Annotated in this window: 21 protein-coding genes; 17 read left to right on the top strand and 4 right to left on the bottom strand. The window is 44.4% G+C overall.

The genetic code is table 11. The annotated features are described in order from the left end of the window. Nucleotides 1–196 precede the first annotated feature (196 nt). The 3 genes from I5M27_RS11420 to I5M27_RS11410 are packed head-to-tail and all read left to right on the top strand — an operon-like array spanning nucleotide 197 to nucleotide 1,528. Nucleotides 197–598: a diacylglycerol kinase family protein gene (locus I5M27_RS11420; protein ID WP_200506344.1), complete on the top strand. Its 402-nt coding sequence runs from the start codon at nucleotides 197–199 to the stop codon at nucleotides 596–598. A gap of 46 nt (nucleotides 599–644) precedes the next feature. After that, nucleotides 645–1,049 carry a DUF6970 domain-containing protein gene (locus I5M27_RS11415; RefSeq protein WP_200506343.1) on the top strand — a complete coding sequence of 135 codons (405 nt, stop codon included), beginning with the start codon at nucleotides 645–647 and terminating at the stop codon, nucleotides 1,047–1,049. Nucleotides 1,050–1,054: 5 nt separating this feature from the next. After that, nucleotides 1,055–1,528 carry a DinB family protein gene (locus tag I5M27_RS11410; protein ID WP_200506342.1) on the top strand — a complete coding sequence of 158 codons (474 nt, stop codon included), beginning with the start codon at nucleotides 1,055–1,057 and terminating at the stop codon, nucleotides 1,526–1,528. A gap of 107 nt (nucleotides 1,529–1,635) precedes the next feature. Here the strand turns inward: I5M27_RS11410 and I5M27_RS11405 are convergent, their stop codons facing one another. Both I5M27_RS11405 and I5M27_RS11400 read right to left on the bottom strand, forming a co-directional pair. Continuing rightward, nucleotides 1,636–2,448: a DUF4382 domain-containing protein gene (locus I5M27_RS11405; protein ID WP_234462499.1), complete on the bottom strand. Its 813-nt coding sequence runs from the start codon at nucleotides 2,446–2,448 to the stop codon at nucleotides 1,636–1,638. Nucleotides 2,449–2,918: 470 nt separating this feature from the next. Then, entirely contained in the window at nucleotides 2,919–5,894 is a 2,976-nt protein-coding gene (locus I5M27_RS11400; RefSeq protein WP_200506341.1) for an AsmA family protein, read from the bottom strand. Between the two features lie 232 nt (nucleotides 5,895–6,126). Here I5M27_RS11400 and I5M27_RS11395 point away from each other — a divergent pair, with 232 nt between their 5' ends. Further along, nucleotides 6,127–7,143, top strand: coding sequence for a PorP/SprF family type IX secretion system membrane protein (locus tag I5M27_RS11395; RefSeq protein ID WP_200506340.1), 1,017 nt, complete (start codon nucleotides 6,127–6,129; stop codon nucleotides 7,141–7,143). Between the two features lie 65 nt (nucleotides 7,144–7,208). Beyond that, a complete protein-coding gene (gene gldJ / locus I5M27_RS11390) occupies nucleotides 7,209–8,393 on the top strand; it encodes a gliding motility lipoprotein GldJ (RefSeq protein ID WP_200506339.1) in 1,185 nt (394 codons plus the stop codon). A gap of 133 nt (nucleotides 8,394–8,526) precedes the next feature. On the opposite strand, the gene I5M27_RS11385 is transcribed toward gldJ, so the two are convergent. Further along, complete coding sequence (locus I5M27_RS11385) at nucleotides 8,527–9,216, bottom strand: ComF family protein (RefSeq protein ID WP_200506338.1); 690 nt, start codon at nucleotides 9,214–9,216, stop codon at nucleotides 8,527–8,529. A 104-nt stretch (nucleotides 9,217–9,320) separates the two neighbouring features. On the opposite strand from I5M27_RS11385, the gene I5M27_RS11380 reads away from it, so the two are divergent. The 11 genes from I5M27_RS11380 (at nucleotide 9,321) to I5M27_RS11330 (ending at nucleotide 21,623) form a co-directional block, all read left to right on the top strand. Continuing rightward, nucleotides 9,321–9,662, top strand: a complete 342-nt coding sequence (locus tag I5M27_RS11380; RefSeq protein WP_200506337.1) for a carboxymuconolactone decarboxylase family protein — start codon at nucleotides 9,321–9,323, stop codon at nucleotides 9,660–9,662. Nucleotides 9,663–9,717: 55 nt separating this feature from the next. Then, complete coding sequence (locus I5M27_RS11375; RefSeq protein ID WP_200506336.1) at nucleotides 9,718–10,368, top strand: hypothetical protein; 651 nt, start codon at nucleotides 9,718–9,720, stop codon at nucleotides 10,366–10,368. 167 nt (nucleotides 10,369–10,535) lie between these two features. Continuing rightward, nucleotides 10,536–10,907 carry a hypothetical protein gene (locus tag I5M27_RS11370; protein ID WP_200506335.1) on the top strand — a complete coding sequence of 124 codons (372 nt, stop codon included), beginning with the start codon at nucleotides 10,536–10,538 and terminating at the stop codon, nucleotides 10,905–10,907. Continuing rightward, nucleotides 10,888–11,652 carry an exodeoxyribonuclease III gene (locus I5M27_RS11365; protein WP_200506334.1) on the top strand — a complete coding sequence of 255 codons (765 nt, stop codon included), beginning with the start codon at nucleotides 10,888–10,890 and terminating at the stop codon, nucleotides 11,650–11,652. Before I5M27_RS11370 ends, I5M27_RS11365 begins: the two co-directional genes overlap by 20 nt. 153 nt (nucleotides 11,653–11,805) lie before the next feature. Next, nucleotides 11,806–15,126, top strand: coding sequence for a coiled-coil domain-containing protein (locus I5M27_RS11360; protein ID WP_200506333.1), 3,321 nt, complete (start codon nucleotides 11,806–11,808; stop codon nucleotides 15,124–15,126). Between the two features lie 43 nt (nucleotides 15,127–15,169). After that, nucleotides 15,170–15,577 carry an ATP-binding protein gene (locus I5M27_RS11355; RefSeq protein ID WP_200506332.1) on the top strand — a complete coding sequence of 136 codons (408 nt, stop codon included), beginning with the start codon at nucleotides 15,170–15,172 and terminating at the stop codon, nucleotides 15,575–15,577. Then, on the top strand, nucleotides 15,570–16,001 hold the full coding sequence (gene ybeY, locus I5M27_RS11350; protein WP_200506331.1) for an rRNA maturation RNase YbeY: 432 nt from the start codon (nucleotides 15,570–15,572) through the stop codon (nucleotides 15,999–16,001). The genes I5M27_RS11355 and ybeY overlap by 8 nt, the downstream gene beginning before the upstream one ends. Nucleotides 16,002–16,051: 50 nt before the next feature. Beyond that, nucleotides 16,052–17,914, top strand: a complete 1,863-nt coding sequence (mnmG, locus tag I5M27_RS11345) for a tRNA uridine-5-carboxymethylaminomethyl(34) synthesis enzyme MnmG (protein ID WP_200506330.1) — start codon at nucleotides 16,052–16,054, stop codon at nucleotides 17,912–17,914. After that, on the top strand, nucleotides 17,915–18,802 hold the full coding sequence (locus tag I5M27_RS11340; protein ID WP_200506329.1) for a class I SAM-dependent methyltransferase: 888 nt from the start codon (nucleotides 17,915–17,917) through the stop codon (nucleotides 18,800–18,802). A gap of 229 nt (nucleotides 18,803–19,031) precedes the next feature. Beyond that, complete coding sequence (locus tag I5M27_RS11335; protein WP_200506328.1) at nucleotides 19,032–20,636, top strand: Ig-like domain-containing domain; 1,605 nt, start codon at nucleotides 19,032–19,034, stop codon at nucleotides 20,634–20,636. Between the two features lie 528 nt (nucleotides 20,637–21,164). Continuing rightward, nucleotides 21,165–21,623 carry a hypothetical protein gene (locus I5M27_RS11330; protein ID WP_200506327.1) on the top strand — a complete coding sequence of 153 codons (459 nt, stop codon included), beginning with the start codon at nucleotides 21,165–21,167 and terminating at the stop codon, nucleotides 21,621–21,623. Between the two features lie 248 nt (nucleotides 21,624–21,871). Here the strand turns inward: I5M27_RS11330 and I5M27_RS11325 are convergent, their stop codons facing one another. Next, nucleotides 21,872–23,275, bottom strand: coding sequence for an inorganic phosphate transporter (locus tag I5M27_RS11325; protein ID WP_200506326.1), 1,404 nt, complete (start codon nucleotides 23,273–23,275; stop codon nucleotides 21,872–21,874). A gap of 210 nt (nucleotides 23,276–23,485) precedes the next feature. Between I5M27_RS11325 and I5M27_RS11320 the strand changes: the two genes are divergently transcribed. Beyond that, on the top strand, nucleotides 23,486–24,985 hold the full coding sequence (locus tag I5M27_RS11320) for a glycine--tRNA ligase (RefSeq protein ID WP_200506468.1): 1,500 nt from the start codon (nucleotides 23,486–23,488) through the stop codon (nucleotides 24,983–24,985). Nucleotides 24,986–25,314: the final 329 nt, after the last annotated feature.

Genomic DNA, 25,314 nt, shown 5'->3' with positions numbered 1-25,314 from the left:
AGTTCAGCGTTTGTATTTATTGCAGAAAAAGGTCTGGAGGCTTTCGCTCTTAAACCAATCGTAGGGTTTATGCTTGCTGCGCAGGCAATTTAGCGGATTTTAAGGGGAATTCTGGCCGGGAAAATTCAAAAGCCGTAATATAGCGTTCAACTATTCTTTTACATTTGAAGCATCTCAATTAAAAACGAATCCGGAAATGCCGCGCAAATACATAAAAAAAAGACTCAATAGTTTTGGTTACGCTTTTAAAGGGATAGGAGCGGCTTTCTGGTACGAGCCCAACATGAAGCTGCACTTGTTAGGCGCTATTGAAGCAATTTTCCTGGGTTGGTTTTTCGACATAAAAAACTCAGAATGGACCTGGATAACGCTGGCAATTGGCCTGGTCTGGCTGGCGGAGATCTTTAATACGGCTGTGGAAAAACTAACGGATCTGGTATCGCCGGAATACAACGAACTGGCTGGGAAAGTGAAAGATCTGGCGGCCGGCGCAGTACTGATTGCGGCCCTTACCGCGCTAACAATTGGTTTACTGATCTTCTGGCCATATGTGGAAAAGCTGCCGGGTTACCACGAGCTGCTACAAAAATATCTGTAAAACCGTTTCGGAAACTCTGAATGCTTTTCTACTTTTGCAGTTAACTATGATGCTTGCATACCAAAAATCCCGGGCACTTTTGCTGCTGTTTTCTATAGCGTTTTTCATGGGTTGCCAGAAACCAAATGCAGCCAGCCAAAACGGTAGGGTTCCCGAGGCAAAAACTGCGGAGCCTGAAGTTCCGGCATGGCTGAAAGAAAAAATTTTGGGGTTCGAAAATGAAAAACCTGCCAACCCGCCGGTTAGCATTTATAGCTACCGTTACCAGAACCAGACAGTTTATTTCATTACTGGCCGCTGCTGCGATATACCCAGCGAAGTTTATTCCGTAAAAGGGCAGCAGTTATGCCAGCCGGATGGCGGCTTTTCGGGCAAAGGCGATATGAAATGCCCGGACTTTTTTAATGCCCGAACAAATGAAAAACTGATCTGGGAAGACCTTAGAAAGTAGAAATTATGTGGAGTACCTTACAAAAATACGCCGAATACAATATTTGGGCGAACGACCGTTTACTGAATCACCTGAACCAGCTTCCCGGTGAAGCTCCGGCCCAGGCTTTAAAATTATTCAGCCACCTGCTAAACGCCCAGGCCATCTGGATCGCGCGCATGACCGATACCGTTTCCCCGGTGAAAGTGTGGCAGGAGCATAGTCTGGAGCAATTACGCCAGTTGCACGAAGATACATCCAATAAGCTTTACGATTTGTTGAAAAATGCCGACATTGAAGAATTCAACCGCGAAATAAAGTACACCAACTCGCAGGGCCTGGAATATACCAACCGCGTTTGCGATATTTTTACCCACGTTTTCAACCATTGCACGTATCACCGCGCCCAGGTGGCAACCAATTTGCGCCAAAATGGTTTCGAACCGATCAATACCGATTACATTACCTACGTGCGCATTAAAACCGGCCAACCGGTTTAGAATTTCTGATTCTTCGATATTCGATTCTTCGACTAAAAGTAAATAAAAAGTGCCGCCCAGAAATTGATTCGGGGCGGCACTTTTTTTGTGGAAAACGATAGCGTTCTCTAGTTCATATCTACATTTACAGTAGTAATGGCCTGATTCGTAACGATCACACCGTCAACGGTTTTCTTCTTGTTTGGTGCGTAGAAATCCACATTGTAAATGCCACCATTCAGGCCTTTTACCAGGTAGTTACCATTAGCATCGGTAAAACCGCCTACCGTATCGATCCGGCCATTTGAGCCTGGTACCGTTTCAATTACGTGAATTTCGTTGTTTGCCATAACCGGCGTTACGTTACCGCGAATGCCACCCGCTACTGCCTGGGTAATGGTACGGATAACCGGTTTCAGGTTAAAGCCGCCGTTGCCTTTGGCCACAATAGATTTAGAAGCATCAAAGTCCAGCAGTACTACATACGTTACGTCCGGAACCAGGTCAGCATCGATCTTTACTTTCAGGCCGGAAGTCTGGCCGCTTGGCGTTTTTAAAGCGTGGATAGAACTATCTTTCAGCACCAGTGAATTATCAGGGCCTAAAACCAAACGGATCTGCGAAATACGGCCGGCAGGCAGGTTAGAAGCCGCTAAAAGTGTGTCTTTGCCGTTCGAAAAATCGAGCAGATTATAAACACCCGGATTTATGTTGCTTAAAGTGGTCCAACCGCCGGAGGTATTGCTGGCATTGGCATCGGTGTGAATTTCTACGGAACGAATATCGATCAAAACTTTTTCGTAATCGCCCGGCGCATCGGTCAGACGTACTTCCATGCGGGAAGTTCCGGTGGCTTTGTCGTCATCTTCTTTGTCGCAGGCGCTAAAGCCTAACGCTAAACCCAGCAGCATGGCCGGCAACATAAATTTTGTTCTTTTCATTTTTCAGTTTGTTTGGGTGAAATAAATTTCGGGAAGTAACCGCTATACGTAAAATCAGAAAAAGGTTATAAAACCGTCCTATTTCGGTACCAGCAATTTCTGAAATGGAACTAAACAAAAATTCGGCCGAAATTGTGCCATAAAGATTTGGTGCGAAAAATATTTTTAGCGCTGGCATTTAAAACCACCAAAACATAACACACTGATTACAATAGCATTAATTGAATATTCCAGTTTTTAAGCTTAAAAGCATAGCGTTTTAAAGCTTGGCAAACGCTTCCGGTAGCGCTGCGCTGCTAAATCCGAAACCAAGCCTGTTATGTAGTACAATCTGAAAGCACACTTTTTGAGGTTGAAACCATAGCGTTTTTTTATACTACCTTGTGGAAAAACAATAAAAAAACCCCGGAATAGTTTCCGGGGTTTTTACTTTTTAAGGCTGAAAGGCTAGCGTTTTTACTGTGGAAAACCTAGCGTTTAAAGATTCCCTTTAATTTATTTTCCGCCTCTTTTTTAAGTTTATCTTCCGCTTCCTGGCGTTTTTTCTCCATTTCCTGGCGGGCTTTATCTTCCGCTTCTTTTTTGCGGCGGTCTAATTCGCGTTGCAAACTATCCTGGGCAGCCTGGCGTTTTACGTTCAGTTTTTCTTTCTCCGTATTCAGGCGCGAAGCCACCACATCTTTTACCATGTCTTTGGCTTGGGCCTTGGCGCTGCCACCGGCCAACGCTACTTTCGGATCGTCCATGGTGCCGCCAACTTTCAGGTTTAAGGTTACGCGTTCAGCGCCTTTGTAATCTTTCATGCCGGCAAAAGAAGAAAGTTTATTATTCAGGGCACTGCCTACTTTCCCGGTTGGCACATCCAGGGCTACGCCGTAGTCGATGCCACCGCTTAGGTTATTGGTACCGCCCACGAGCATGTTTATATCACCAACCTTCACATCGAAAGGTTTTACCACCAGGTTACCGTTCAGGATCTCGGCGGCAATGTCTTTGTTTTCGATAATGAAGTTCTGTACCTCTTTAAAATTGGTGGTTTCGCCAATCTTGTTCAGCACTTTTATGTTCTTTACTACGGCACGCACCACCTCAATAACGCCTTTCCCGCTCATGGTTCCCATCACCGGCATCATATCCTGGCCCAGTTCACCAGCAAAAGCAAAATTGGTAGAGAATTTACCTTCCAGAAATTTAGAGATCGGCGCCAGTTTCTGAATGGTCTCAAAGGCGTTGAAAGCTTCTTTGAATTCGAGGTTCTTAATATCCAGATCGAAGGTGAATTTCGGCTGCGAAAGGCTCTGCGTGTTGTAAGAACCGTTCGTTACAAACGAACCGCCAAGCGTGTTGAAAGCCAGGTTCTGCAGTTTCGCGGTTTTGTCTTTAATAATTACGGCGCCTTTCATGTTCTGCAGGTTCAGGTTATCATAAAGTACTTCTTTCACCGTGGCGTTCAGCACAAAATCGATGTTGCCTGGCACTTCCACCACTCCCGTAGCTTCCGTTGGTGTTTGCTGCGCTACCGGCTGGCCGGAATATTCGTCTACCATCCATTCGTTCACGTTAAAGCGGTTGGATGAAACGTTCATGGTGCCGCGCAGGGGTTGGTTTTCGGCGAACATATAACCCATATAATTCGAGATCACGCCGTTCATCTGCACATCGCTTTTTCCCACAAAACCGCTCATATTCTGCACGTTGATCTTTTCGTTGTTGAAAGAAGCATTGGCAGTGGTAACTTTCATGCCCTGAGGAAGATCGGTGCTTACAAACGTAAGTTTATCCACATTCATAGAGCCGCTCGAAGTAATGTTGGCGTATTTACCGGCTTCAATATCGGCCATCTTGCCTTTGGTTTTAATATCGGCTTTAATGCGGCCGGTTAACGTCATACCTTCCAGCGGGAAGATCTTGGTCATCTTCGTCAGATCGATGGTGCCTTTTACATCGGCGTCGAAGATCGGCTTATCGATACCTTTCACGTACACGCGGCCGGCGAGCGGTTCACCTTCCAGCAGCATTTTAAAGTTCTCGATCTTGATCTCGGTATCGTCGGTATTACCGGTGGCGTTCAGCACATTTACCAGCGCGCTCAGATTTTCGATAGGCGCGGGGAAGTCTTTTGATTTTACGTAGCCGTTAGCCAGGTTCAGGTTGGCCGTCATTACCGGCATTTGTTTGGCCGAATAGGTTCCTTTGGCGTTGGCATCTACTTTCAGCAAACCGCGCAACGTCATGCCTTCTACCGGAAACACTTTGGTAATTTCATTCAGGTCGATGCTGGCTTTCAGGTTTCCGTCTACTTTCATCGGGTCCAGGCCGTTGATAACGGCTTTGGCATCTACCGGATTTTTACCCAGATCTAAGTGAAACTTACGCACTTCCACGTTGGTGTTGTTGATGATGCCATCTTTATTATCCACAGACATGTCTACGTTAATGTTGGTAGCAGCCTGCGGCAGATCAGGGTATTTGAACATGGCGTTGGTCACTTTCAGATCAGTGCCAAAGCCCGGCATAGAGGTTTCGTTGAAGCGGCCTTTTACGTACCCGTTAAAGGCAAGCTTGCCTTCGGTTTTCACGTCTTTAAATTGCTCAGTGTACATGCCCGGCACCAAAGAAAGAATGGTTTTAAAATCGGTATCGAGGGCTTTAAACGTCAGGTCCAGGTCAATATCTTCTTTCGGCATCAGGATCGTGCCGGCAAAATCCATGGCGAAATCGTTGATCTTGAATTTATTGTCTTTGAAGGTGTAAAGCGATTTATCCAGGTCCATGGCCAGCGTTACATCGGCATCCAGCTTTTTGTTGGTAATATAATTCACGCCGTCGTAGGTCATGGTAAAGCCTTCGGAAGTAGTTTTAGAAACCATGTCAAACACGCTTTTCTCGAAATCGCCGGAGCCGGTGTGGTTCATTTTAAGCAATTGTACCGAGAACGGTATGCTTAAGTCTTCATAAACCAGCTTGCCGTTTTCCACTTCCCATTTTTCCATGGCCATGCTGAAGTCAGACTGCACCGTATCGGGTTCGCCTTCGGTGGGAACGGCTTTGTAAATATCCCAGTTGGCTTTGCCGCTTTTCAGCACTTTGAGCTTAATGTTGGGCTGGGTAAGTTTTATGGATTTGATCTTCAGCTGATCGCCGGAAATTACGCTCATCAGATCCAGGCCCATGCGGAACTGGGGCAGGTAAGCCAGCGTGTCGCGCTGAAACGAATCTACGCCTACTACCGCTAGGTTATCGATGTTCAATCCTAAATTCGGGAAGGTGCTGAAAATGCTTACGCCAATATCATCGGCATTATAAATTACTTTGGCTTCTACGTTTTTGGCAATTTCCCTGTCTACTACTTCCTTGATCTTATCTTTAAACAAAACCGGAACCAGGGCGGCTGCGGCCAGTAAGATTACCAGGAAAATGGCAAAACCAATAAATACTTTTTTCATCTTTTTAGATAGCGTTTGCTTATACTTTGCGAAAGTGTGAAATTAGCTAAAATTTTAGCACAACAATTTATCCGGAAGCCTTACGAAAAAAAACGTTTTTGTTTCGGATTTTAAATACGAAACCACTTTTTAGCTTCGTTTTGATACCGTTTCCCGGGCTTTCGCTTTTGAAAATTTTGGTGGCTTTTAGTTTTCTATTCAATTTATATACCGTTTTTTAAAGGGTTTTAGTATGCGCGTGTGGCGGAAGGTGAAAATATTTCTGGGAATGCTGCTTTTAACGGGCAGTGCGGCTTCCGCCCAGGATGCGCATTTTTCGCAGCAATACGCTACCAAACTGCGCCTGAACCCCGCTTTTGTGGGCCTTACCGGCGAAACCAATATTACGGCTGCCTACCGTAGCCAATGGTCTACTTTACCGGGCGCTTATATTACCAATCACCTTTCCGGCGAAATGCGGTTTGGCGAAAGCAAAAGTTCGGGCGGCCTTTTACTCATGCACGACAAAGCCGGCAGTTCGGCCTTTACAACCTTTGAACTCAGCGGTATTTATGGTTACCATACCCGAATCTCGAAAAATTTTGCGGTAAGCGCGGGCATGCAGGCCACGTACGGTTCCCGGAAAGTAGCTTTCGGTTCCTTAACCTTCGGCGACCAGCTTTCTGATGATGGTTTGCAAAATGAAACTTCCCAGGAAAGCACTATTTTTTATGATCCGGTAAAATACCTGAGCGTGGGCGCCGGCGGCATTTTATATAACGATCAGCTCTGGCTCAGCATCGGCACGCAGCACCTGAACCAACCCGACTTGGGCTTTACCCAGGAATCGCGTTTGCCCTTAAAGGTTACCGTAAATACGGGGTATAAATTCTATGCCAGCACGCGGGTTTCACAGAATAAATTTTACGAGTTAAGTTTTACGCCCACCGTTACTTACACCCGCCAGGAACCTTTCAGCAAAATAGATCTGGGCTTTTATACTTTGTACACGCCCGTAACCGTTGGAATTTTATACCGGGGCCTGGAGCTTGGCGGACAATATGAGCAAAGTGCAGTTTTTATTACCGGCCTGCAGTTGAACCAATTTAAGTTTGCCTACAGTTATGACCTCGGATTGAGCGGTTTAAGCGCAAATGCAGGCGGCACGCACGAAATTTCGCTGGCCTTTGAGCAGAACGATCTGACCAAAATTTTCCGGGCACGGGCAGCAAATAAAAAATACCTGCAAATTGCTTGTCCGGCGTTTTGATTTTTTGTATAATTGCAAATTATATTCTGTTAGAAAACTTTTTATTATCAGGTACCTTTAATTTTATGAATCTTTTCAAGTATCTAACCATCGCAGCGACCGGCGTAGTGCTGTTGTCTTCCTGCAACAAAGGCGGCAATCCGACCAGCACCAATCCGGGTGATGCCAGTACCGCAACCGGTATTGCGTATAACGAGGATGAAGGCTTCCAGGTAGCAGATTATGCCGGTCAGCCTGAAGGCCCGGGTCTGGTATTCATTGAAGGTGGCCGTACCACGCTGGGTTCCATGGAAGAAGACATGGGCATGACCCGCGACAACATTGAAAGAACCGTAACCATTGCATCTTTCTACATGGATGAGGCAGAAGTTGCCAACATTCACTGGTTAGAATATCTTTACTTCATTAAGAAAGACTCTTCAGAAGAATTTTACCGTTCTTCTTTACCCGATACTACCGTTTGGGCCCGTCAGTTATCCTTTAACGACCCTTACGTAGATCATTACCTGCGTTACCCTGGTTTCCGTTTCTTCCCGGTTGTAGGCGTTAGCTGGGAACAGGCAAACGACTATTGCACCTGGAGAACTGCCAAAGTGAACCAGAACCTGGCTAAAGAAGCTGGGGTTGAAGTTCCGGAAGGAACCGGCCGTATTCCATTGGAATCTGGCGTGGTACTTCCAAACTACCGTCTCCCAACAGAAGCAGAGTGGGAATATGCTGCTATTGCCATGATCGGTACGCAATATACTGACGACGAAAACCAGGCGAACAAACGTATCTATCCTTGGGATGGCCACCAGGTTCGTAACCCGTACGGCAAAAACATGGGTCAGTTCCTGGCTAACTTCAAACGCGGCCGTGGTGACTATGCCGGTATTGCCGGTTCCCTGAACGATGGTGCGATGATCACAGAATATATCTACAACTACCCTCCAAACGATTACGGTCTGTACAACATGGCTGGTAACGTAAACGAGTGGGTACAGGATTTATACCGCCCGAACTCATTCCAGGATATGGAAGACCTGAACCCTTTCCGTCGTAATGGTTACTTAGATGAATCCAAAAACTACGACAAAGCTGGTTTCCAGTCACTGGTAGATGATAAGGTTCGCGTTTACAAAGGCGGTTCCTGGAAAGATGTAGCTTACTGGTTATCTCCGGGCACGCGTCGTTTCATGGCCCAGGATTCAGCAACTGCAACCATCGGTTTCCGTTGCGCGATGATCAACGCTGGTTCTAACAAATAATAAAAAGCATTCATAAATAGAAAAGCCTGGCCAATTGGTCAGGCTTTTTTTATGCGTTATAATTTCTGATCAGAAAGCAGGAACCGTCCGGAAAAATTCTTGCTGACTTTTCCAGCTTTAAACCCTACCGTTTTTAAGCTGCCGCAATAGTGGCCACCGACAGGCTTTTACAACCATTTTGCAGGAGTTCCTGCCCGCAGGCCTCTAAAGTAGCTCCGGTAGTGAGCACATCGTCAACAAGCAAAATACGTTTCTGTTGTATCTCTTCCGGTTTCGAAACACTAAAAACTTTATCTACGTTTTTCCAGCGGGCGAAGCGGCTCTTCTTCGTTTGAGTAGTACTCTCTATATTTCGCTTGATCACCTTATCGCTCCAGGGAATTTCCAGGGTTTCACTCAGGCCTTTCGCAAATCTATCCGATTGATTATAGCCTCTCTTTTTAAGTTTCCGGTGGTATAAAGGTACCGGCAGGATAAGATCAAACCTTTCCTGATAACCTGACTTTTGAAGCTCCGAACCATACCATTTTCCGAGCAATTCGCCAATTTCGGGCACGTTGCGGTATTTCAGATTATGGAGCAGATTCTGAACCCGGCCGGCTCGTACAAACGTTAAGTAAGACAAGGCATTCTCAATTTCGATCCGGCCATAAAACCGGTTAGAAAGCGGGTTATCCGAAGAAGGAAGCAAATGATAATTGGTATAAGGAAGTTTAACGCGGCAGGTAGTGCACACCATCTTTTCGCCGTGCGCCAGCGTTTCGCTACATGCGTAGCAAAATTCGGGGTAAACCAGCGCCAAAAGATCCGACCACGCTTTCATAAAATGCTACTTTAGAGGCTTCTTTTTCAGAAACATATTTTTTTAACGTATCTTTATTAGTTAGCGAAATTCCTTTCGCTTTTACATTTAATCTCACCAAAATTATGAGTCAGGTACAGGAATTTAACGATTACCGGCAGAAAATGAATGAAAAAATCATGCAAGCCGACAATAAAGTTATTAAACGCTTTTTCAACCTCGATACCAATGCTTACGCGGAAGGCGCCATCGATGTTAAAACCAAAGAGATGCTGGGCTTGGCCTGCTCGATGGTTTTGCGCTGCGACGATTGCATAAAATACCATTTGGGCAAATGCTTTGAGTGCGGTTTATCCGACGAAGAAATTTACGAAGTTTTTGCCATTGCCAACCTTATTGGCGGCTCCATTGTAATCCCACACTTCCGGAGAGCTGTGGAGTATTGGGAGGAATTAAAAACAGTTTAAAAGCATTGTATTTAATGCTGCGATATTACTGTTTCAGCTAATATAAAATCACCACTTGAGACATTCTGTAACCTTAATTTTTGCTTTATTTCTTGCTTCCTGTTCTTCAAGCAAAACCTTGAAGTCTGAGAAACTAATTGGTAAATACAGTTGGAAACTTATGGATGTAGGTGGTGAAACGATTGAGCTAAAAAACGACAAGACGTTTGAATACACTTGGGTGACTGGATTAGCAGGCGGTGAAACAAACGGAAGTTGGAAAATAGAGAAGAATCAAATTATATTTAATAGTGAGCTTCAACCTTTAAAAGAATCCGAAAAATATGAGGTTCTAGAAGGCTTTGCTCAAACTGATGATTCCTTATTGATTAAAGTAACTGATCAATATAATTTACCACTTCCATATGCTTCTTGCGTTTTAAAAAGCGATACAACAGTAATAGCTTGGGCAAATACAAACAGTAAAGGCGAAGCTAAATTACCAAGGGTAAATGCTGACAGCTTAATAATTCCTTGGATTGGCTTTTATACAATTAGGCATTCGTTAGATAAATCTTTTTCTCAATATGAATTCAAAATGAAGGATAAACCTGAATTTTATCAATACTTCACAAATGAGATTTGGACTTACAACTATGGAAGACTATATCCGCCAGTAGAAAAGCTAAGATATAGTAAGAAAGATTCTTTCAAAAGAATAAAATAAATAACCGGACTTTATACTGTTGAAATCATACCATTTTCGAAATTCAAATAAGTAGAAACGCTATGGTTTTCAGACAGAAAAGTTAAAACAAATTGTGGAAATCAGGAAGCTTATAAACAAAAGCATTTTCAAATTTCCACAACTTCAAATTTTCAAATTTTAAACGAATGGACTTTTTCGAAACAAAATCGGATGTAGATCTGGATGTGCGCTGGCAGGACCTGCGGCTCGATCTGCAACAGAAATTCGGTAAACGTCCGGACCTGAACGCGATCCTTTTTCTGATCGGCATTCAGGAGTTAGGGCAGGGGATCACCGAATTCACCAAAGAACAAAAACAGGACCTGATGCACATTGCAACCTGCAAGGTTTTCAGTTTGTCGGGTTTTTATGAATTAGAGCGCGTAGACGAAGATGGCTGGCCGCATTACAAATCGGTGAAGCCAATTCCGCCGGGACATTTAAAAGCGCAGGAGCGGATGCTCAAATGGCACATTGTAGAATATTTTGATCAGTTAAATGAAGATTATCAGTTATAACGTAAACGGAATTCGCTCCGCGTTGAGCAAAGGTTTTTTAGAATGGCTGCAAGCCACCAATGCCGATGTAGTTTGCCTGCAGGAAATTAAATGCTGCGACGACAAGATCGATAAAGCTATTTTCCACAACCTGGGTTACGAAGTGCATTGGCATCCGGCAGTTAAAAAAGGCTACAGCGGCGTGGCAATCTTATCGAAAGTTCAGCCTAAGAAAGTAGAAGTTGGGTGCGGGATGGAAGTTTATGACAACGAAGGCCGCGTGCTGCGTATCGATTTCGACGGCTTCTCCGTTCTGAACGTATATATGCCGTCCGGCTCGAGCGGCGATGAACGCCAGGGCTTTAAAATGAAATGGCTGGCCGATTTCCACCACTACGCTAACAAACTTAAAACCGAATTACCGGGCCTGGTTATTTGCGGCGATTACAATATTTGCCACCAGCCGATCGATATCCATAACCCGAAATCGAATGCGAACAGCTCGGGCTTTTTGCCGGAAGAACGCGATTGGTTTTCGAAATTCCTGGCAACTGGCTTTACCGATACTTTCCGGCACTTTAACCAGGAACCGCACAATTACACGTGGTGGAGTTACCGCGCCGGCGCAAGAGGCAAGAATTTAGGCTGGCGAATCGATTATCTGCTGGCAACCGATAATCTGAAAGATAAACTGAAACGCGCCGCTATTTTACCGGAAGCCAAGCATTCGGATCATTGTCCGGTTATGCTGGAGCTGGAACACTAAGAACTCTAAGCTGTGGAAAACGGTATACTTTCAGGGCTGAAAAGTCGTTTTAATTAATGTGGGAAATCGCGCCAGTTAACCGATTTCTGAAAGTAGCAAAATGCTGATTATCAGTTTAAAATTAGTTTTAAAATCTTCTGAATTTATAAAGTTATGCAACCTGAAGAAAGCCTGAACAATTTGTTGTTTCAGCTGCAGGCCTTTAAGAAAAAATTCTACCTGAATCTGTTGATAAAGGGTGCGATTTTTTCGGTGGGCTTGCTGGCTACATTTTTCCTACTGTATAACCTGCTCGAATATTATTTCTACTTCCCGAATTTCGTCCGGGCGTTTTTACTTTTCAGCTTCATTGGCATAGCGATTTATTCAGCCTGGCGCTGGCTTTGGGTACCAACGTTGGCTCTAACGAACCTGAAGAAAGTATTATCAGATGAAGAAGCGGCGCGCAAAGTAGGAGGCTTTTACCCGGAGATCCGTGACAAGCTTTTAAATACCATTCAGCTGCGGAATTTAAGCTTAACCAACGATCTGATTGCGGCGAGCTTAAACCAGAAGGCTTCACAGTTTAGAGGTGTAGAATTCAAGGAAAGCGTAAAGCTGAGCGAAAACCGGCCGTTGCTGAAATATGTACTGGTGCCAATGGCAGTGGTGCTGGGCATTTTATTGATCTACCCTAGCATTTTTGTGCAGGGCACCGAACGCATCGTGAATTTCAAGCAATTCTACGCGCCGCCAGCTCCGTTTGAATTCGTAATTGAAAACCAGGAACTGAAAGCGTATAAGAACGAAGACTTCCAGCTAAAAGTAAACGTGAAGGGAAAAACGCTGCCGAACCAAGTTTCGATTGTGTATAATGGCCGGGAACAGCTGTTGAAAAAGGTAAGTGCCGATGAGTACGTTTTCGACTTCCGTAACCTGCAAAAGCCTGTGGATTTCCAGCTGGCTGGCTCTGGTTTTTTCTCTGATGAATATGAGCTGGAATTGCTGGCACGGCCAAACCTGAAAGATTTTAAAGTAGTTATCAACTATCCGACCTATCTCAAGAAAGCTGCCGAAACAGTAGAGAATTCTGGTAACTTAACTGTTCCGGAAGGGAGTTTATTAACGTGGAATTTCGATGCCGATGAAACCGAGAAGTTGACTTTGGCTTTCCAGAATCCGAATCAGGTTGTAATGGCCGAAGAAGACGATGACCAGTTTCAGGTTACAAAGAAGATTATGCAAAGCCAGGCGTACCAGGTTCAGTTGCAGAATCAATACGGCAAGAATAAAGATGAGATCAGCTACCAGTTAACTACTATTCCGGATCGCGTACCAGATATTTCTTTAGAGAATTTCAACGATACTACGCTTTATCAATTTTTAGTAGTGGGCGGCAGCATTTCCGACGATTATGGCTTAACCCGCCTGAATCTGAATTACCGCATCACCAATCCGCGCAATGCTCAAAGCAATTCGGCTTATAAAGCCAAAGCCATTCATTTCGATCCGCAGCAGGTGAGCCAGACCTATTTCCATAAGTGGGACATTACGAATCTGAATCTGCAGCCCGGCGACCAGTTAGAATACTTTGTGCAGGTGTGGGATAACGATGGCATTCACGGCAGCAAATCGGCAAAAACGCGTACGCAGACCTTTAAATTGCCGAACCGCCAGGATATGAAAGAGGAAATTGCGGCCAACGCCAAATCAGTGCAAAGCCAGCTTTCCCAGACATTAGAAAAGACTTTGAAGCAGAAAGAAGAACTGAACAAGTCCGAAGATAAATTCAAGCTGAAGAAAGAACTTACCTGGCAGGATAAAAAGCAGCTCCAGGATTTGGTTGACAAGAAAAAACAACTGGAAAAAGACCTGGAAGCGCTTCAGGAAATGAACCAGCAATTAGCCAAGCAGGAAAACCGTTTCGACGAAAAAAGCCAGGAATTAGCGGAGAAAAGCAAGGAACTGCAAAAGCTGATGAACGAACTGCTGGACCCGGAAACGAAAAAACTATACGAAGAGCTCGAAAAACTGCTGCAGGAAAAACGCCAGAACGACCCCGAACTTCAGAAACTATTAGACCAGCTTAATAATAAAGAGAATACCTTAGAGAAAGAACTGGAGCGTGCTTTAGAGCTTTTCAAGCAACTGCAATTCGAGCAGAAACTGGAAAGCACTCAGAAACAGCTTGAGGAAATGGCGAAAGAGCAGGAGAAGCTCGGGGAGAAATCTGAAGAAAAGAATGCCGATTCGGAGCAATTAAAGAAAGAGCAGGAGCAACTGAATAAGGAATTCCAGGACGTAAAGAAAGATATCGACGAACTGCAGAAGCTTGATAAAGACCTGAAAGGCGAAAACGAGATGGACCAGTCCGATCAGGATCAGGAAGATATTGAAAAAGATCAGCAGGATTCAAAGGAATCGTTAGAAAAGAATCAGAGCAAGAAAGCTGCGAAATCGCAGAAAAGTGCTGGTCAGAAAATGGATAAACTGGCCAAGAAGATGGAGCAAAGCAAAAAAAGCCAGGATATGGAAGAAGCCCAGGAAAACCTCGATGACCTGCGTGCTATCCTGGAAAACCTGCTGAAACTTTCCTTCGATGAAGAAGCCCTGATGAAAGATTTCCGCGCCGTAAACCAATCCGATCCACGTTTCGTGGCCTTGGGCCAGCAACAATTAAAGCTGAAAGACGATGCCAAAATGATCCAGGATAGTCTTTATGCTTTGGCTAAACGCGTATTCCAGATCCAGTCTTTTGTAACGCGCGAAGTGGGCAATATGAACCAGCACATCAATTCGGCGGTGCAGGAAATTAAGGAACGCAACGTAGGCAAAGCCGCCGGTCACCAGCAAATGGCAATGACCTCTATAAACAACCTGGCGCTAATGCTTAACGATGCGCTAAAGCAAATGCAGCAGCAGATGGCGCAGCAGATGAAAGGCGATCAGACCTGCAGCAAACCGGGCGGAAAGAAGCCGAAAAAGGGAAATATGGCCCAAATGCAGTTGGAACTGAACCAAAAGATCGAAGATTTGAAAAAAGGACAGTCGCCGGGTAAATCTATGTCGGAAGAATTAGCTAAATTGGCAGCCCAACAGGAAGCTTTGCGGCAGGCATTGAAAGAACTTCAGAAGCAAGGGCAGGAGAAAGGCGAAATGCCTGGGAATGGAAAACTCGGAGATCTGGCAAAAATGATGGAACAAACCGAAACCGATCTCGTTAATAAACGACTTACGGAACAAACGGTAATGCGCCAGCGGGAAATTATGACCCGTTTGCTGGAAGCAGAGAAATCGGCGCGGGAAAGAGAACTTGACAATAAGCGCGAATCGCAGACGGCCCAGGAAAAACAAACTCTGGTTCCGCCTTCGTTCGAGAAATACTTGAAACAAAAACAAAAACAAACTGAAATTCTGAAAACAGTTTCGCCGGCCTTTTCGCCATATTATAAGCAAGAGGTTAACGAATACTTTCAGAAACTTGGCAAGAATTAAACATTAAAATTACCTTACTGCTATTACCAACTCCTAAAAAATTATGAATCAGGTTAAAATTCAGATTCCTTCCATTATCGAGAATATCCGCATCGTGGAAAGCTTTATAGACAACTCTAAAGACAAATTCCAGATCGAAGACGATATCTATGGTAATATTATGGTTGCCGTTACGGAATCTGTAAATAACGCAATCCGCCACGGTAATAAATTCGATAAAGACAAGAACGTTTACCTTACTTTAGTTGTAAGCGAAGACCAGTTGAAATTCGAAGTGGAGGATGAAGGCCACGGTTTCGACACCGAATCTTTGCCGGATCCTACTGCTGTGGAAAACCTGGAAAATCCTGGAGGAAGGGGTATCTTTTTAATGCGCAATCTATGCGACGAAGTTAAGTTCTCAAACAACGGCAAAACCGTTCAGTTAACGTTTTTCCTGAACAATGCTTGAGGAAAACATTTCTTTCGAAACGGAAGATATCCACTTCGAATTAACGAATTATCAACAGGTTTCAACGTGGATAAAACAAGTTATCCACAACCATGATTACCAACTCGGCGAACTAACTTTTATTTTCTGCTCAGACGATTATCTGCACAAAATAAATCTCGAGTATCTGGACCACGATACGCTAACTGATATTATCACCTTTGATAATGCCGACGAAGAGGGCACTATTGAAGGTGATATTTTTGTTAGTGTGGAACGCGTGAAAGAAAATGCTGTTGAATTAAAAATTCCATTTGAAGATGAATTACACCGGGTGCTTATCCATGGGGTTCTACATTTGTTGGGGCACGACGATACTACTCCGGAGTTAAAAGTAGCCATGCGCTGGGAAGAAGATAAATGTTTATCTTTGCGTAATTTTTAAGAAAGAGCAAGAATGTTTCACGTGAAACAATTTCAACCATTACAGTTTTAATGTTTACAGAATACGATATTATAGTAGTTGGCGCCGGTCATGCAGGTTGCGAAGCTGCGCACGCCGCAGCAACAATGGGTTCTAAAGTTCTATTGGTTACCATGAACATGAACACCATTGCGCAGATGTCGTGTAACCCGGCCATGGGAGGGGTGGCAAAAGGCCAGATCGTAAGAGAAGTAGATGCCTTGGGGGGCATGAGCGGGATCATCACGGACAAGTCCATGATCCAGTTCCGAATGCTTAATCTTTCCAAAGGGCCGGCCATGTGGAGCCCGCGCGCACAAAGCGACCGGATGCGTTTTTCCGAAGAATGGCGTACCGCTTTAGAAAACAATTTAAACATTGATTTCTGGCAGGATATGGTTTCCGAAGTGATCGTAGAAAACGGTAGGGTTTGCGGCGTCAAAACCAGCATGGGCATCGAAATCAGAGCTAAAGCGGTGATCTTAACCAACGGCACTTTCCTGAATGGTATCATCCATATCGGAGAGAAACAGTTGGGTGGGGGCAGAGCCGCCGAAAGATCTGCTAAAGGCATAACCGAACAATTGGTTTCATTGGGCTTCGAAAGCGGCAGAATGAAAACCGGAACACCGCCACGGGTAGATGGCCGTTCCTTGGATTATTCTAAAATGGAAGAACAGTTCGGTGATGCGGAACCTTCGAAGTTTTCCTATACCGATACTGAGCCACTAAACAAACAGCGCAGCTGCTATATTACCTATACCAATTCCGAAGTACACGAGATCCTGAAAACCGGCTTTGAGAAATCGCCGATGTTCCAAGGACGCATCCAGGGATTAGGCCCACGCTATTGCCCATCGATTGAAGATAAGATCAACCGCTTTGCGGATAAAGACCGTCACCAGCTATTTATTGAACCAGAGGGATGGAGCACTGTGGAAATTTACGTGAATGGCTTTTCCAGCTCGCTGCCGGAAGATGTACAGTTCAAAGCATTGCGTAAAGTTGCTGGTTTCGAAAATGCGAAAATGTTCCGTCCGGGCTACGCGATCGAATATGATTTCTTCCCGCCAACCCAATTAAACCACACGTTGGAAACGAAACTGGTGGAAAACTTATACTTCGCCGGACAAATAAACGGAACGACCGGTTACGAAGAAGCTGCGTGCCAGGGATTAATGGCAGCGATTAATGCGCACCAGAAGATCAATGAGAAAGAAGCGATAGTACTAAATCGTTCGGAAGCCTACATTGGCGTATTGATCGATGACCTGGTAACCAAAGGCACCGACGAACCATACCGAATGTTTACTTCCCGGGCCGAGCACAGAATTTTGCTGCGCCAGGATAATGCCGATGTTCGCCTGACGAAGAAAGGGTATGACCTTGGTTTGGCAGATGCTTCACGGTTAGAAAAAGTAGCAATCAAAATCAAAGAAACTTCTGAAATCGCTACTTATCTGCGCAAGAAAAGTATGGAGCCAGCTGAAGTTAATACCGTCTTGCTGGCTTTAGAATCAGCACCAATTTCGGAAAAAGCAAAAGCGGCTAACCTGCTAAAACGCCCGAATATTGAAATTGAACACCTGGCTAAAGCTGATGCAGAATTAGCGAAGTTCCTGGAGCAATACGGTAAGGAAAGCATTGAACAAGCCAGCATCGAAATTAAATACGAAAGCTATATCGAGAAAGAAAACCAGCATGCCGACCGCATGAAGGAACTCGAGAACTACGTAATTAAAGAACGGTTGGATTACACCAAAATGCCGGCGTTGTCGCATGAAGCGCGGCAGAAATTACTTAAAATAAATCCGGAAACTATTGGTCAGGCATCGCGCATCAGCGGGGTTTCTCCGGCCGATATTTCAGTTTTAATGGTATACCTTGGAAAATAAATGGCCTACGAACGCCTCGAAAATTGCCCGGTTTGCGGGAAAACAGAGTTTAAGAATTTTTTAGTAGTAAAAGACAAGTCGGTTTCGCAGGAAAGCTTTGTAATTGTGCAATGCGAGAACTGCAGCTTTAAATTCACGAATCCGCGACCGGATCAGGCAAGCATTGGTGCATATTACGAATCGGAAGATTATATTTCGCACAGCGATACCAAAAAAGGGCTGATCAATAAAGCCTATCAGGTTGTAAGATCAATTGCGGTTAAAGATAAAATGGAACTGGTAAACCGGCTGGCACCCAAAGGTGCTATTCTGGATTATGGTTGCGGCACAGGTTACTTTCTGGCAGCATGTCAGAAAGATGGCTGGCAGGTAGAAGGCTTCGAACCGAACGCGACGGCAAATAAGCAATCGGAAAAAAAGCTAGGGAAAATGATTGAAAAAGTAGACCTGGACCGGTTCGAGAAAGAAAGCTTTGAGATTATTACCATGTGGCACGTGCTGGAACATATTCATACGGTAAACGAAACGTTCCAGAAACTCCTTACTTTGCTTAAACCGGGCGGCGTAATGTTGGTTGCCGTTCCGAATGCAGATTCCTTGGATGCTAAGAAATACGGCGAGAATTGGGCCGCTTATGATGTTCCGCGGCATTTGTACCATTTCAACCAGGCAACCATGAAACGTTTCCTGAAAAAGCATAAACTGGTGCTGGAAGAAACGAAGCCGATGAAATACGATGCTTATTACGTAAGCATGCTGAGCGAAAAATATAAAGCCGGAAAAACCAATATGCTTACCAGCGTATTAAACGGCTACAAATCAAACAGTTACGCAAATAAAAACGATAAAGATTATTCCAGCCTGATTTATATTGCACGCAAAAAATAAAATATGCTCCGGATAAAAAGGTTCGCGCTTGCAGGAATGCTGCTTATTAGCATCCCGTTCTTTCAAACGGAAGCGCAAACCGATACCACCCGGGTTAAAACCGAAGAAATAATATTAACCCAGCAACCTGATCTGAAACTGGATCAGGAAAAAAAGAGGCAGAACAAAACTGAGAAATTAGTTTTCGTTTCGTGCCTCTTTATTGTTTTAACTACTTTACTACTATACAATGTGCGCTCAAAATAGACTTTTTGCCGCCTTTTCCCTACTGTTTTTAAGCGGGTGCGCAGCTATAAATGCTCCGGAAGGTGGCCCGCGGGATGAAAAAAAGCCAAGCCTCACCAGTATTTCGCCGGCCAATGGTACTACTAATTTTAAAGGAAAAACCATTACCATGGCATTCGATGAAGATGTCCGGCCCAATGACCTGAATAAGCAACTCATCATCAGCCCGAATACCGAAAATACCTACACGGTAAGAAACGACCGGAAAACCATAACTGTGGAATTTGATAAGGAGCTGGAAGCCAATACTACCTATTTTCTGAATTTCAGGGAAGCTGTTGAGGATATAACCGAAAGCAATAAGGCCGCACCAATAACCTTATCGTTCAGTACGGGAGCCTTTCTCGATACCGGCAGCGTTACGGGTACCGTAATGGATTACATCACTTCTAGGCCGGAAAGCGATCTGACGATTGCCATGTACCCGGAAAGCGACACGAACAATATCCGCGACCATAAGCCATATTATTTTACCAAAAGCAATTCCGACGGCAGTTTCCAGCTAAAAAATATTAAGGCAGGCAACTACTGGATCTTCGCGCACGGCGATAAAAATGCAAACGAATATTATGACCAGCAAAAAGAGAAGATCGGTTACCTGTTAAAACCGGTGGCAGTAAACCCGAGAGCAGATTCGGTAGTTTTAAAAACGGTATTGCTCGACACCCAAAAACCCTTTGTGCTGAAAACCGAAAATTTCCTGGATCAAAATACCATCGAATTTAACGAAGGCATCAAAACGCTTTTATTCAGAACAGTGGCCCGGCCTCCAAAAGAAATGAAACTAACATACCTGCAGTCACCGGACGGGAAAAAAATAACTGTTTTCCCGGAAAAGGGATCTTTAACCACGCAATTAGTAGCCCTTTCTACCGATAGCGCAGGGAACGCCGGAATTGATACGGTAAAATTTAAATTAACGGGTTCTAGAGGTATTGCCGAACGATTAAACTTTAAGGTTGAGCAGAACGAACTTCAGGCGGAAGTAGAAAATGATATTAAGATAATATTCCCTATACCAGTGCAAATAACTGGTATTCAACCGTTTACTTTAATAGAAGATACAACCAGGAAAATTACCCCCAACTTTCCTAAAAACTATAAGCTCAGCCAAAACAATACCGAGCTTACGCTCAAATATACCCCGAAAGCCTTAAAGCAAGTGGAATTACAAATAGATACTACGCAGATAGTGGCTATAAACGGCAAGGCTTTGCAGAAACAGAATATCAGTTTTACCATCAGCCGTAAAGCTACCACCGGGAGTATTTCAGCCATTATTAAAACGAATTACCAGGCTTACAGTGTAGAATTGCTAAACGAACAAGGCAAAGTGCTCGACGTAAAGCAGAATGTACGCACTGTGAATTATCCGCAATTGGTACCGGGAAACTATAATATCCGGGTTAAAATAGATGAGGATAAAGACGGTAAGTGGGAACTAGGCGATAAGCATCTGAAAACCAGCCCTGAAAAAATTTACGTTTATCCAAAACCAATCAGTGTACGAGCGAACTGGGAAATTGCGGATCTGATACTTACTTTTTAAGGAAAACCCGGGTATAACCTGTGGATAAATATGAACGAAAGTGTATAATATTTCTGAAAACGGGTCTTATTCTAAAAATTCAGCTCAGAAGCGAGCTTAAATGTGAATACCGGTTCAAAAACCCACATCATAAAAATGGCTTTCCACGTAGTTCATAAACCAAGGTTGAAAATCAAAGCGGATATCAAGAAAAGTGGAAAACTCAGGTAAGTTCTTGTTTTTCAGAAATCAGAAATACACATGACGCATTTACTCTGTGGAATACCAGCAAACTAATACACAGAAAAGGAGAGAGGAGCGGGAAAACAAAAACTTATTCACTTATAAACAGCCCTAACAAACAAGTATAAAATATTTAAGCTTTAATTTTTTTTTATTTAAAATATTAGCGCTGTGGAAATGTGAATTGGCGGTCAAAAAAATTTTAAAAATCTAAATTTCGGGTTTGCGAAGAATTTCTGAAAAGAAAACGGTATACTTGAAGTAGTAAAAAGTAACAGCAGCATTTAAACAAACAGAAAAATCACAATGCAGGAAAACGAAATAGTTTTAGGCCAGGGAATCGGCGATATAAAATTCGGTTTAACGATGGAAGAAATAGAAACCATTATGGGTAAACCGGAGGAAGTAGAAGAATCGGAGGAAGACGAGGAATTTGAATACCAGGTTTGGAATTACTGGGAAGAAGGTTATTCATTTTATTTCGACGAAGATGATGATTACCGCCTGGGCCTGATCGAAACGGCTAATGAAGAAGTTACGCTTTTCGGGCAGAAGATCTTCCAGATGAAGCAATCGGAAGTGGAGACCTTGCTGAAAAGCAAAGGTTTATCGAACCCGGATAAAGAAACGTTAGAAACCGGTGAAAGACACATCACCTACGAGAAAGAGATGCTGGATATGTATTTCGAGAACGATGCGCTGGTAACCGTTAAATTCGGTGTTCTGGTAACCGACGATCTGGAAGTACAGTGGCCAAGCCTATAACGCGACTTTTTTAGTCCGAAACCATACCGTTTTTAAAAAGAGAAACCGTCCGGATCAATTCGGGACGGTTTCTCTTTTACTAAGGCCTGCTGAAGGCAGGGAAATCTAAAAGGAATGAAACGGGTGCTGAATTTACGAAAAACGCTTAAATCGCTTTAAAATGGGTTTTTCAGTCTGAAACCATAGCGTTTATCCACAAAAAAAGCCCCGTAGCAATACGGGGCTTTTTATTAGAGAAAATATCCAGCTTAAATCATCCAGCGGAAAAGAAGGAATAAGGATCCGGACAAGAACATAGAAACCGGCAGGGTAAGTACCCAGGCCAGTGCAATGTTGCGGATGGTACCCGCATTCAGGTTTTTAATACCCCGGTTGGCCACCATAGAACCCGCAATACCCGAAGATAAAATGTGGGTGGTACTTACCGGAAGCTTAAAAATGAATGTGGAAAAACCGATAACGCCGGCAGCCATTAATTCGGCAGAAGCGCCTTGGGCGTAGGTTAAATGCTCTTTTCCGATCTTTTCACCAATGGTTTTCACAATTCTTTTCCACCCGATCATGGTACCAATACCCAGGGAAAGCGCTACGATCATGATAACCCAGTCAGGCGCATAATCAGTATAGCTTCGCATGGTAGCAACACTGGCTTTAATTTCATCACGGTCTTTCTGGCTTAGGGAGATATCCGGGCTTTTCAACAATTCTTCGGTATCTTTATTAAGCAATAAAATGTCTTTCCGGATCAGGAACTTGCTTTTATCTTCTATCTGGTGAAGCGATTCTGCGCCCTGAAAGATCCGGTGCATATCGGCTGCTTCGGCCTTGATTCGGCTTACAGTCGCAGCATCGGTTCTCGATAAAACCGACACATCGATGCGATTCATTACCTGTTCGGTGCGTGCCAGCGATTCCCGGATCTCAAAAGGATCTTTGGTATGATCTAAAGCAAAATAAACCGGTACGATGGCAATCAGGATCAGCATCATCAGGCCAACACCTTTCTGGCCATCGTTCGAGCCGTGGAAAAAGCTTACTGCAGTACACGTGAAGATCAGAATTAAGCGGATCCAAAGGGGAGGTGGTTTACGTTTATGAGGCTCTTTAAAAATGGTTTTACTTTTCACGAAGCGCTTCAGAATAAACATGAGCATTACGGTAAGCGTGAAACCCAAAATCGGCGAAACGATCAGCGACAGTCCGGTTTTACCGGCTTCGCCCCAGTTTACCGCTGCGCCACCGGTTTCTGGTAACGCTGAGAACGCAATACCTACGCCCAGAATGGCCCCGATAAGCGTATGCGAGCTGGAAGAAGGCAAACCATAATACCAGGTACCCAGGTTCCAGATGATGGCGCTCAAAAGCAAAGCCCCGATCATGGCAATACCGTGGTAAACGTCCTGGTCAATGAGCGCTTCGATGGGTAGCAAATACACAATACCCATGGCTACCCCGATTCCCCCGGCAAAAACACCGATAAAATTCCAGAAAGCCGACCAAACTACGGCTATCCAGGGCCGGAGCGTGTTCGTGTAAATAACCGTGGCCACGGCGTTCGCGGTATCGTGAAAGCCGTTCACGAACTCAAAAGCGCAGGCGGCGAGCAAGCACAGAATGAGCAGAAAAAACAGTTGTGGATCTAGTCCAAACATAAAAGTTTGTTGGTAAGGTTGAAAAAAATCAGGCAAAATTACGGCTATTGCCCGGTGCCAATGTTAAGGAATTGTTAAATTAATGTAACGCAAAGTACACCGCCTACGGAAAAGAACAAAACCATTGCTGAAAAACGGTATACATTTCAGGGAAAAAACTATAAAATCTGGTTTGGCTATAATTTAAAAGCTATGCCTATATTTGCACTCATGGCAAAAGAAGAAAAAAATACCCTCGAAAACACGCAGTTAAAAGATATAATTTCCCACGCCAAAGAATACGGTTTCGTGTTCCCGAGCTCCGAAATTTACGATGGCCTGCAAGCCGTTTACGATTACGGCCAGATGGGCGTGGAACTGAAAAACAACCTGAAGCAGGTTTGGTGGAAATCCATGACGCAACTGCACCAGAACATTGTGGGGATCGATTCGGCCATTTTCATGCAGCCCGATACCTGGAAAGCTTCCGGCCACATCGATTCTTTCAACGATCCGATGATCGACAACAAAGATTCGAAAAAACGCTACCGCGCCGACGTTTTAATTGAAGACAAAGCCGCCGAATATGAAAAAGCCGGTGACAAACCTAAAGCGGATGCTTTATTAAAACTCATGGGTCACCTGCTGGAAAAAGAAGATCTGGTTGGCGTTCAGGAATTAATTGTAGCCGAAGGCATCAAATGCCCGATCTCCGGCACTGCTAACTGGACCGAAGTGCGTCAGTTCAACTTAATGTTCTCTACCCAGGTTGGTTCCGTAGCCGAAGACAGCACTACGATATATTTAAGACCGGAAACGGCGCAGGGAATTTTCGTGAACTTCCTGAATGTGCAGAAAACCGGCCGCATGAAAATTCCTTTCGGCATTGCCCAGATCGGTAAAGCCTTCCGGAATGAGATCGTAGCCCGCCAGTTCATTTTCCGGATGCGCGAATTCGAGCAAATGGAAATGCAGTTCTTCGTGCGCCCCGGCACCGAAATGGAGTGGTACAACAAGTGGCGCGAAAACCGCAAGAAATGGCACGAAGTAGTAGGCGTTCCGGCCGAAAAACTCCGTTTCCACGACCACGAAAAACTGGCCCATTACGCCAACGCCGCCGTAGACATCGAGTTCGAATTCCCGTTCGGTTTCAAAGAAGTAGAAGGCATCCACTCGCGCACCGATTTCGATCTGAAGCAGCACCAGGAACTGAGCCGCAAAAAAATGCAGTACTTCGACAACGACCTGAACGAAGACGGCAAACCATTCGGCAACTATGTTCCTTACGTGGTAGAAACTTCCGTTGGCGCGGACCGTCTGTTTTTGATGACGCTTTGCAATGCTTTTCAGGAAGAAGAAATTACGGAAAACGAGCAAACCAAAACCCGTACCTTCCTGAAATTCCACCCGGCCATTGCCCCGGTGAAAGCGGCTATTTTCCCGCTGGTGCGCAAAGACGGCCTGCCGGAAAAAGCCATGGAAATCTTCGACGACCTGAAATACGATTTCAACATGATCTACGAAGAACGCGATGCGATTGGTAAACGGTACACCCGCCAGGACTTAATTGGTACGCCTTTCTGCATTGCTGTAGATTACCAGACCATGGAAGACAACACGGTAACCGTTCGCGAACGCGATACCCGCGAACAGAAACGTATGAACATCTCCGAACTCCGTCAGTACATCGGCGATGCGGTGAGCATGAAGCGGATTTTTGAAGCTTTGTAATTTTCTGAATCGCGGATTAAGCGGATTTATAGATTTCGCGGATTTTAAAGCAGGGCGACCAAAAGGTCGCCCTTACTTTTTTACGTGAAAAGGATAGCGATTTTGTCTGAACACGATTTTCAGGATTTTTAAGATGGACAGGATTTTCAATTGTCCGAATCAGAATTTTCAGAAACGAAGTTCAACGTAGCCAATTATAGAATTTACAGAATCAGAATTTATATAAGGGCATCATCCCCTGTAAGTGCCCTTCTCCCTTTTTCAATTTCATGCATATCGCCAGTGCAGCGTCGCGCGAAAATCAAGGTCTTCTGATAAGAAAAAAGTAA

The sequence above is a fragment of the Adhaeribacter terrigena genome (assembly GCF_016623615.1).
In the GTDB taxonomy this organism is placed as follows: domain Bacteria; phylum Bacteroidota; class Bacteroidia; order Cytophagales; family Hymenobacteraceae; genus Adhaeribacter_A; species Adhaeribacter_A terrigena.
This window is presented reverse-complemented; position numbering and strand designations above follow the sequence as displayed.

Coding starts and splice junctions, on each gene's coding strand:
- I5M27_RS11365 (WP_200506334.1), top strand. CDS start 10,888: ATGAAGATTATCAGTTATAACGTAAACGGAATTCGCTCCGCGTTGAGC.
- I5M27_RS11380 (WP_200506337.1), top strand. CDS start 9,321: ATGAGTCAGGTACAGGAATTTAACGATTACCGGCAGAAAATGAATGAA.
- I5M27_RS11360 (WP_200506333.1), top strand. CDS start 11,806: ATGCAACCTGAAGAAAGCCTGAACAATTTGTTGTTTCAGCTGCAGGCC.
- I5M27_RS11325 (WP_200506326.1), bottom strand. CDS start 23,275: ATGTTTGGACTAGATCCACAACTGTTTTTTCTGCTCATTCTGTGCTTG.
- I5M27_RS11370 (WP_200506335.1), top strand. CDS start 10,536: ATGGACTTTTTCGAAACAAAATCGGATGTAGATCTGGATGTGCGCTGG.
- I5M27_RS11400 (WP_200506341.1), bottom strand. CDS start 5,894: ATGAAAAAAGTATTTATTGGTTTTGCCATTTTCCTGGTAATCTTACTG.
- I5M27_RS11415 (WP_200506343.1), top strand. CDS start 645: ATGATGCTTGCATACCAAAAATCCCGGGCACTTTTGCTGCTGTTTTCT.
- I5M27_RS11355 (WP_200506332.1), top strand. CDS start 15,170: ATGAATCAGGTTAAAATTCAGATTCCTTCCATTATCGAGAATATCCGC.
- I5M27_RS11410 (WP_200506342.1), top strand. CDS start 1,055: ATGTGGAGTACCTTACAAAAATACGCCGAATACAATATTTGGGCGAAC.
- I5M27_RS11385 (WP_200506338.1), bottom strand. CDS start 9,216: ATGAAAGCGTGGTCGGATCTTTTGGCGCTGGTTTACCCCGAATTTTGC.
- I5M27_RS11335 (WP_200506328.1), top strand. CDS start 19,032: ATGTGCGCTCAAAATAGACTTTTTGCCGCCTTTTCCCTACTGTTTTTA.
- I5M27_RS11405 (WP_234462499.1), bottom strand. CDS start 2,448: ATGAAAAGAACAAAATTTATGTTGCCGGCCATGCTGCTGGGTTTAGCG.
- I5M27_RS11420 (WP_200506344.1), top strand. CDS start 197: ATGCCGCGCAAATACATAAAAAAAAGACTCAATAGTTTTGGTTACGCT.
- ybeY (WP_200506331.1), top strand. CDS start 15,570: ATGCTTGAGGAAAACATTTCTTTCGAAACGGAAGATATCCACTTCGAA.
- mnmG (WP_200506330.1), top strand. CDS start 16,052: ATGTTTACAGAATACGATATTATAGTAGTTGGCGCCGGTCATGCAGGT.
- I5M27_RS11340 (WP_200506329.1), top strand. CDS start 17,915: ATGGCCTACGAACGCCTCGAAAATTGCCCGGTTTGCGGGAAAACAGAG.
- I5M27_RS11330 (WP_200506327.1), top strand. CDS start 21,165: ATGCAGGAAAACGAAATAGTTTTAGGCCAGGGAATCGGCGATATAAAA.
- I5M27_RS11320 (WP_200506468.1), top strand. CDS start 23,486: ATGGCAAAAGAAGAAAAAAATACCCTCGAAAACACGCAGTTAAAAGAT.
- gldJ (WP_200506339.1), top strand. CDS start 7,209: ATGAATCTTTTCAAGTATCTAACCATCGCAGCGACCGGCGTAGTGCTG.
- I5M27_RS11395 (WP_200506340.1), top strand. CDS start 6,127: ATGCGCGTGTGGCGGAAGGTGAAAATATTTCTGGGAATGCTGCTTTTA.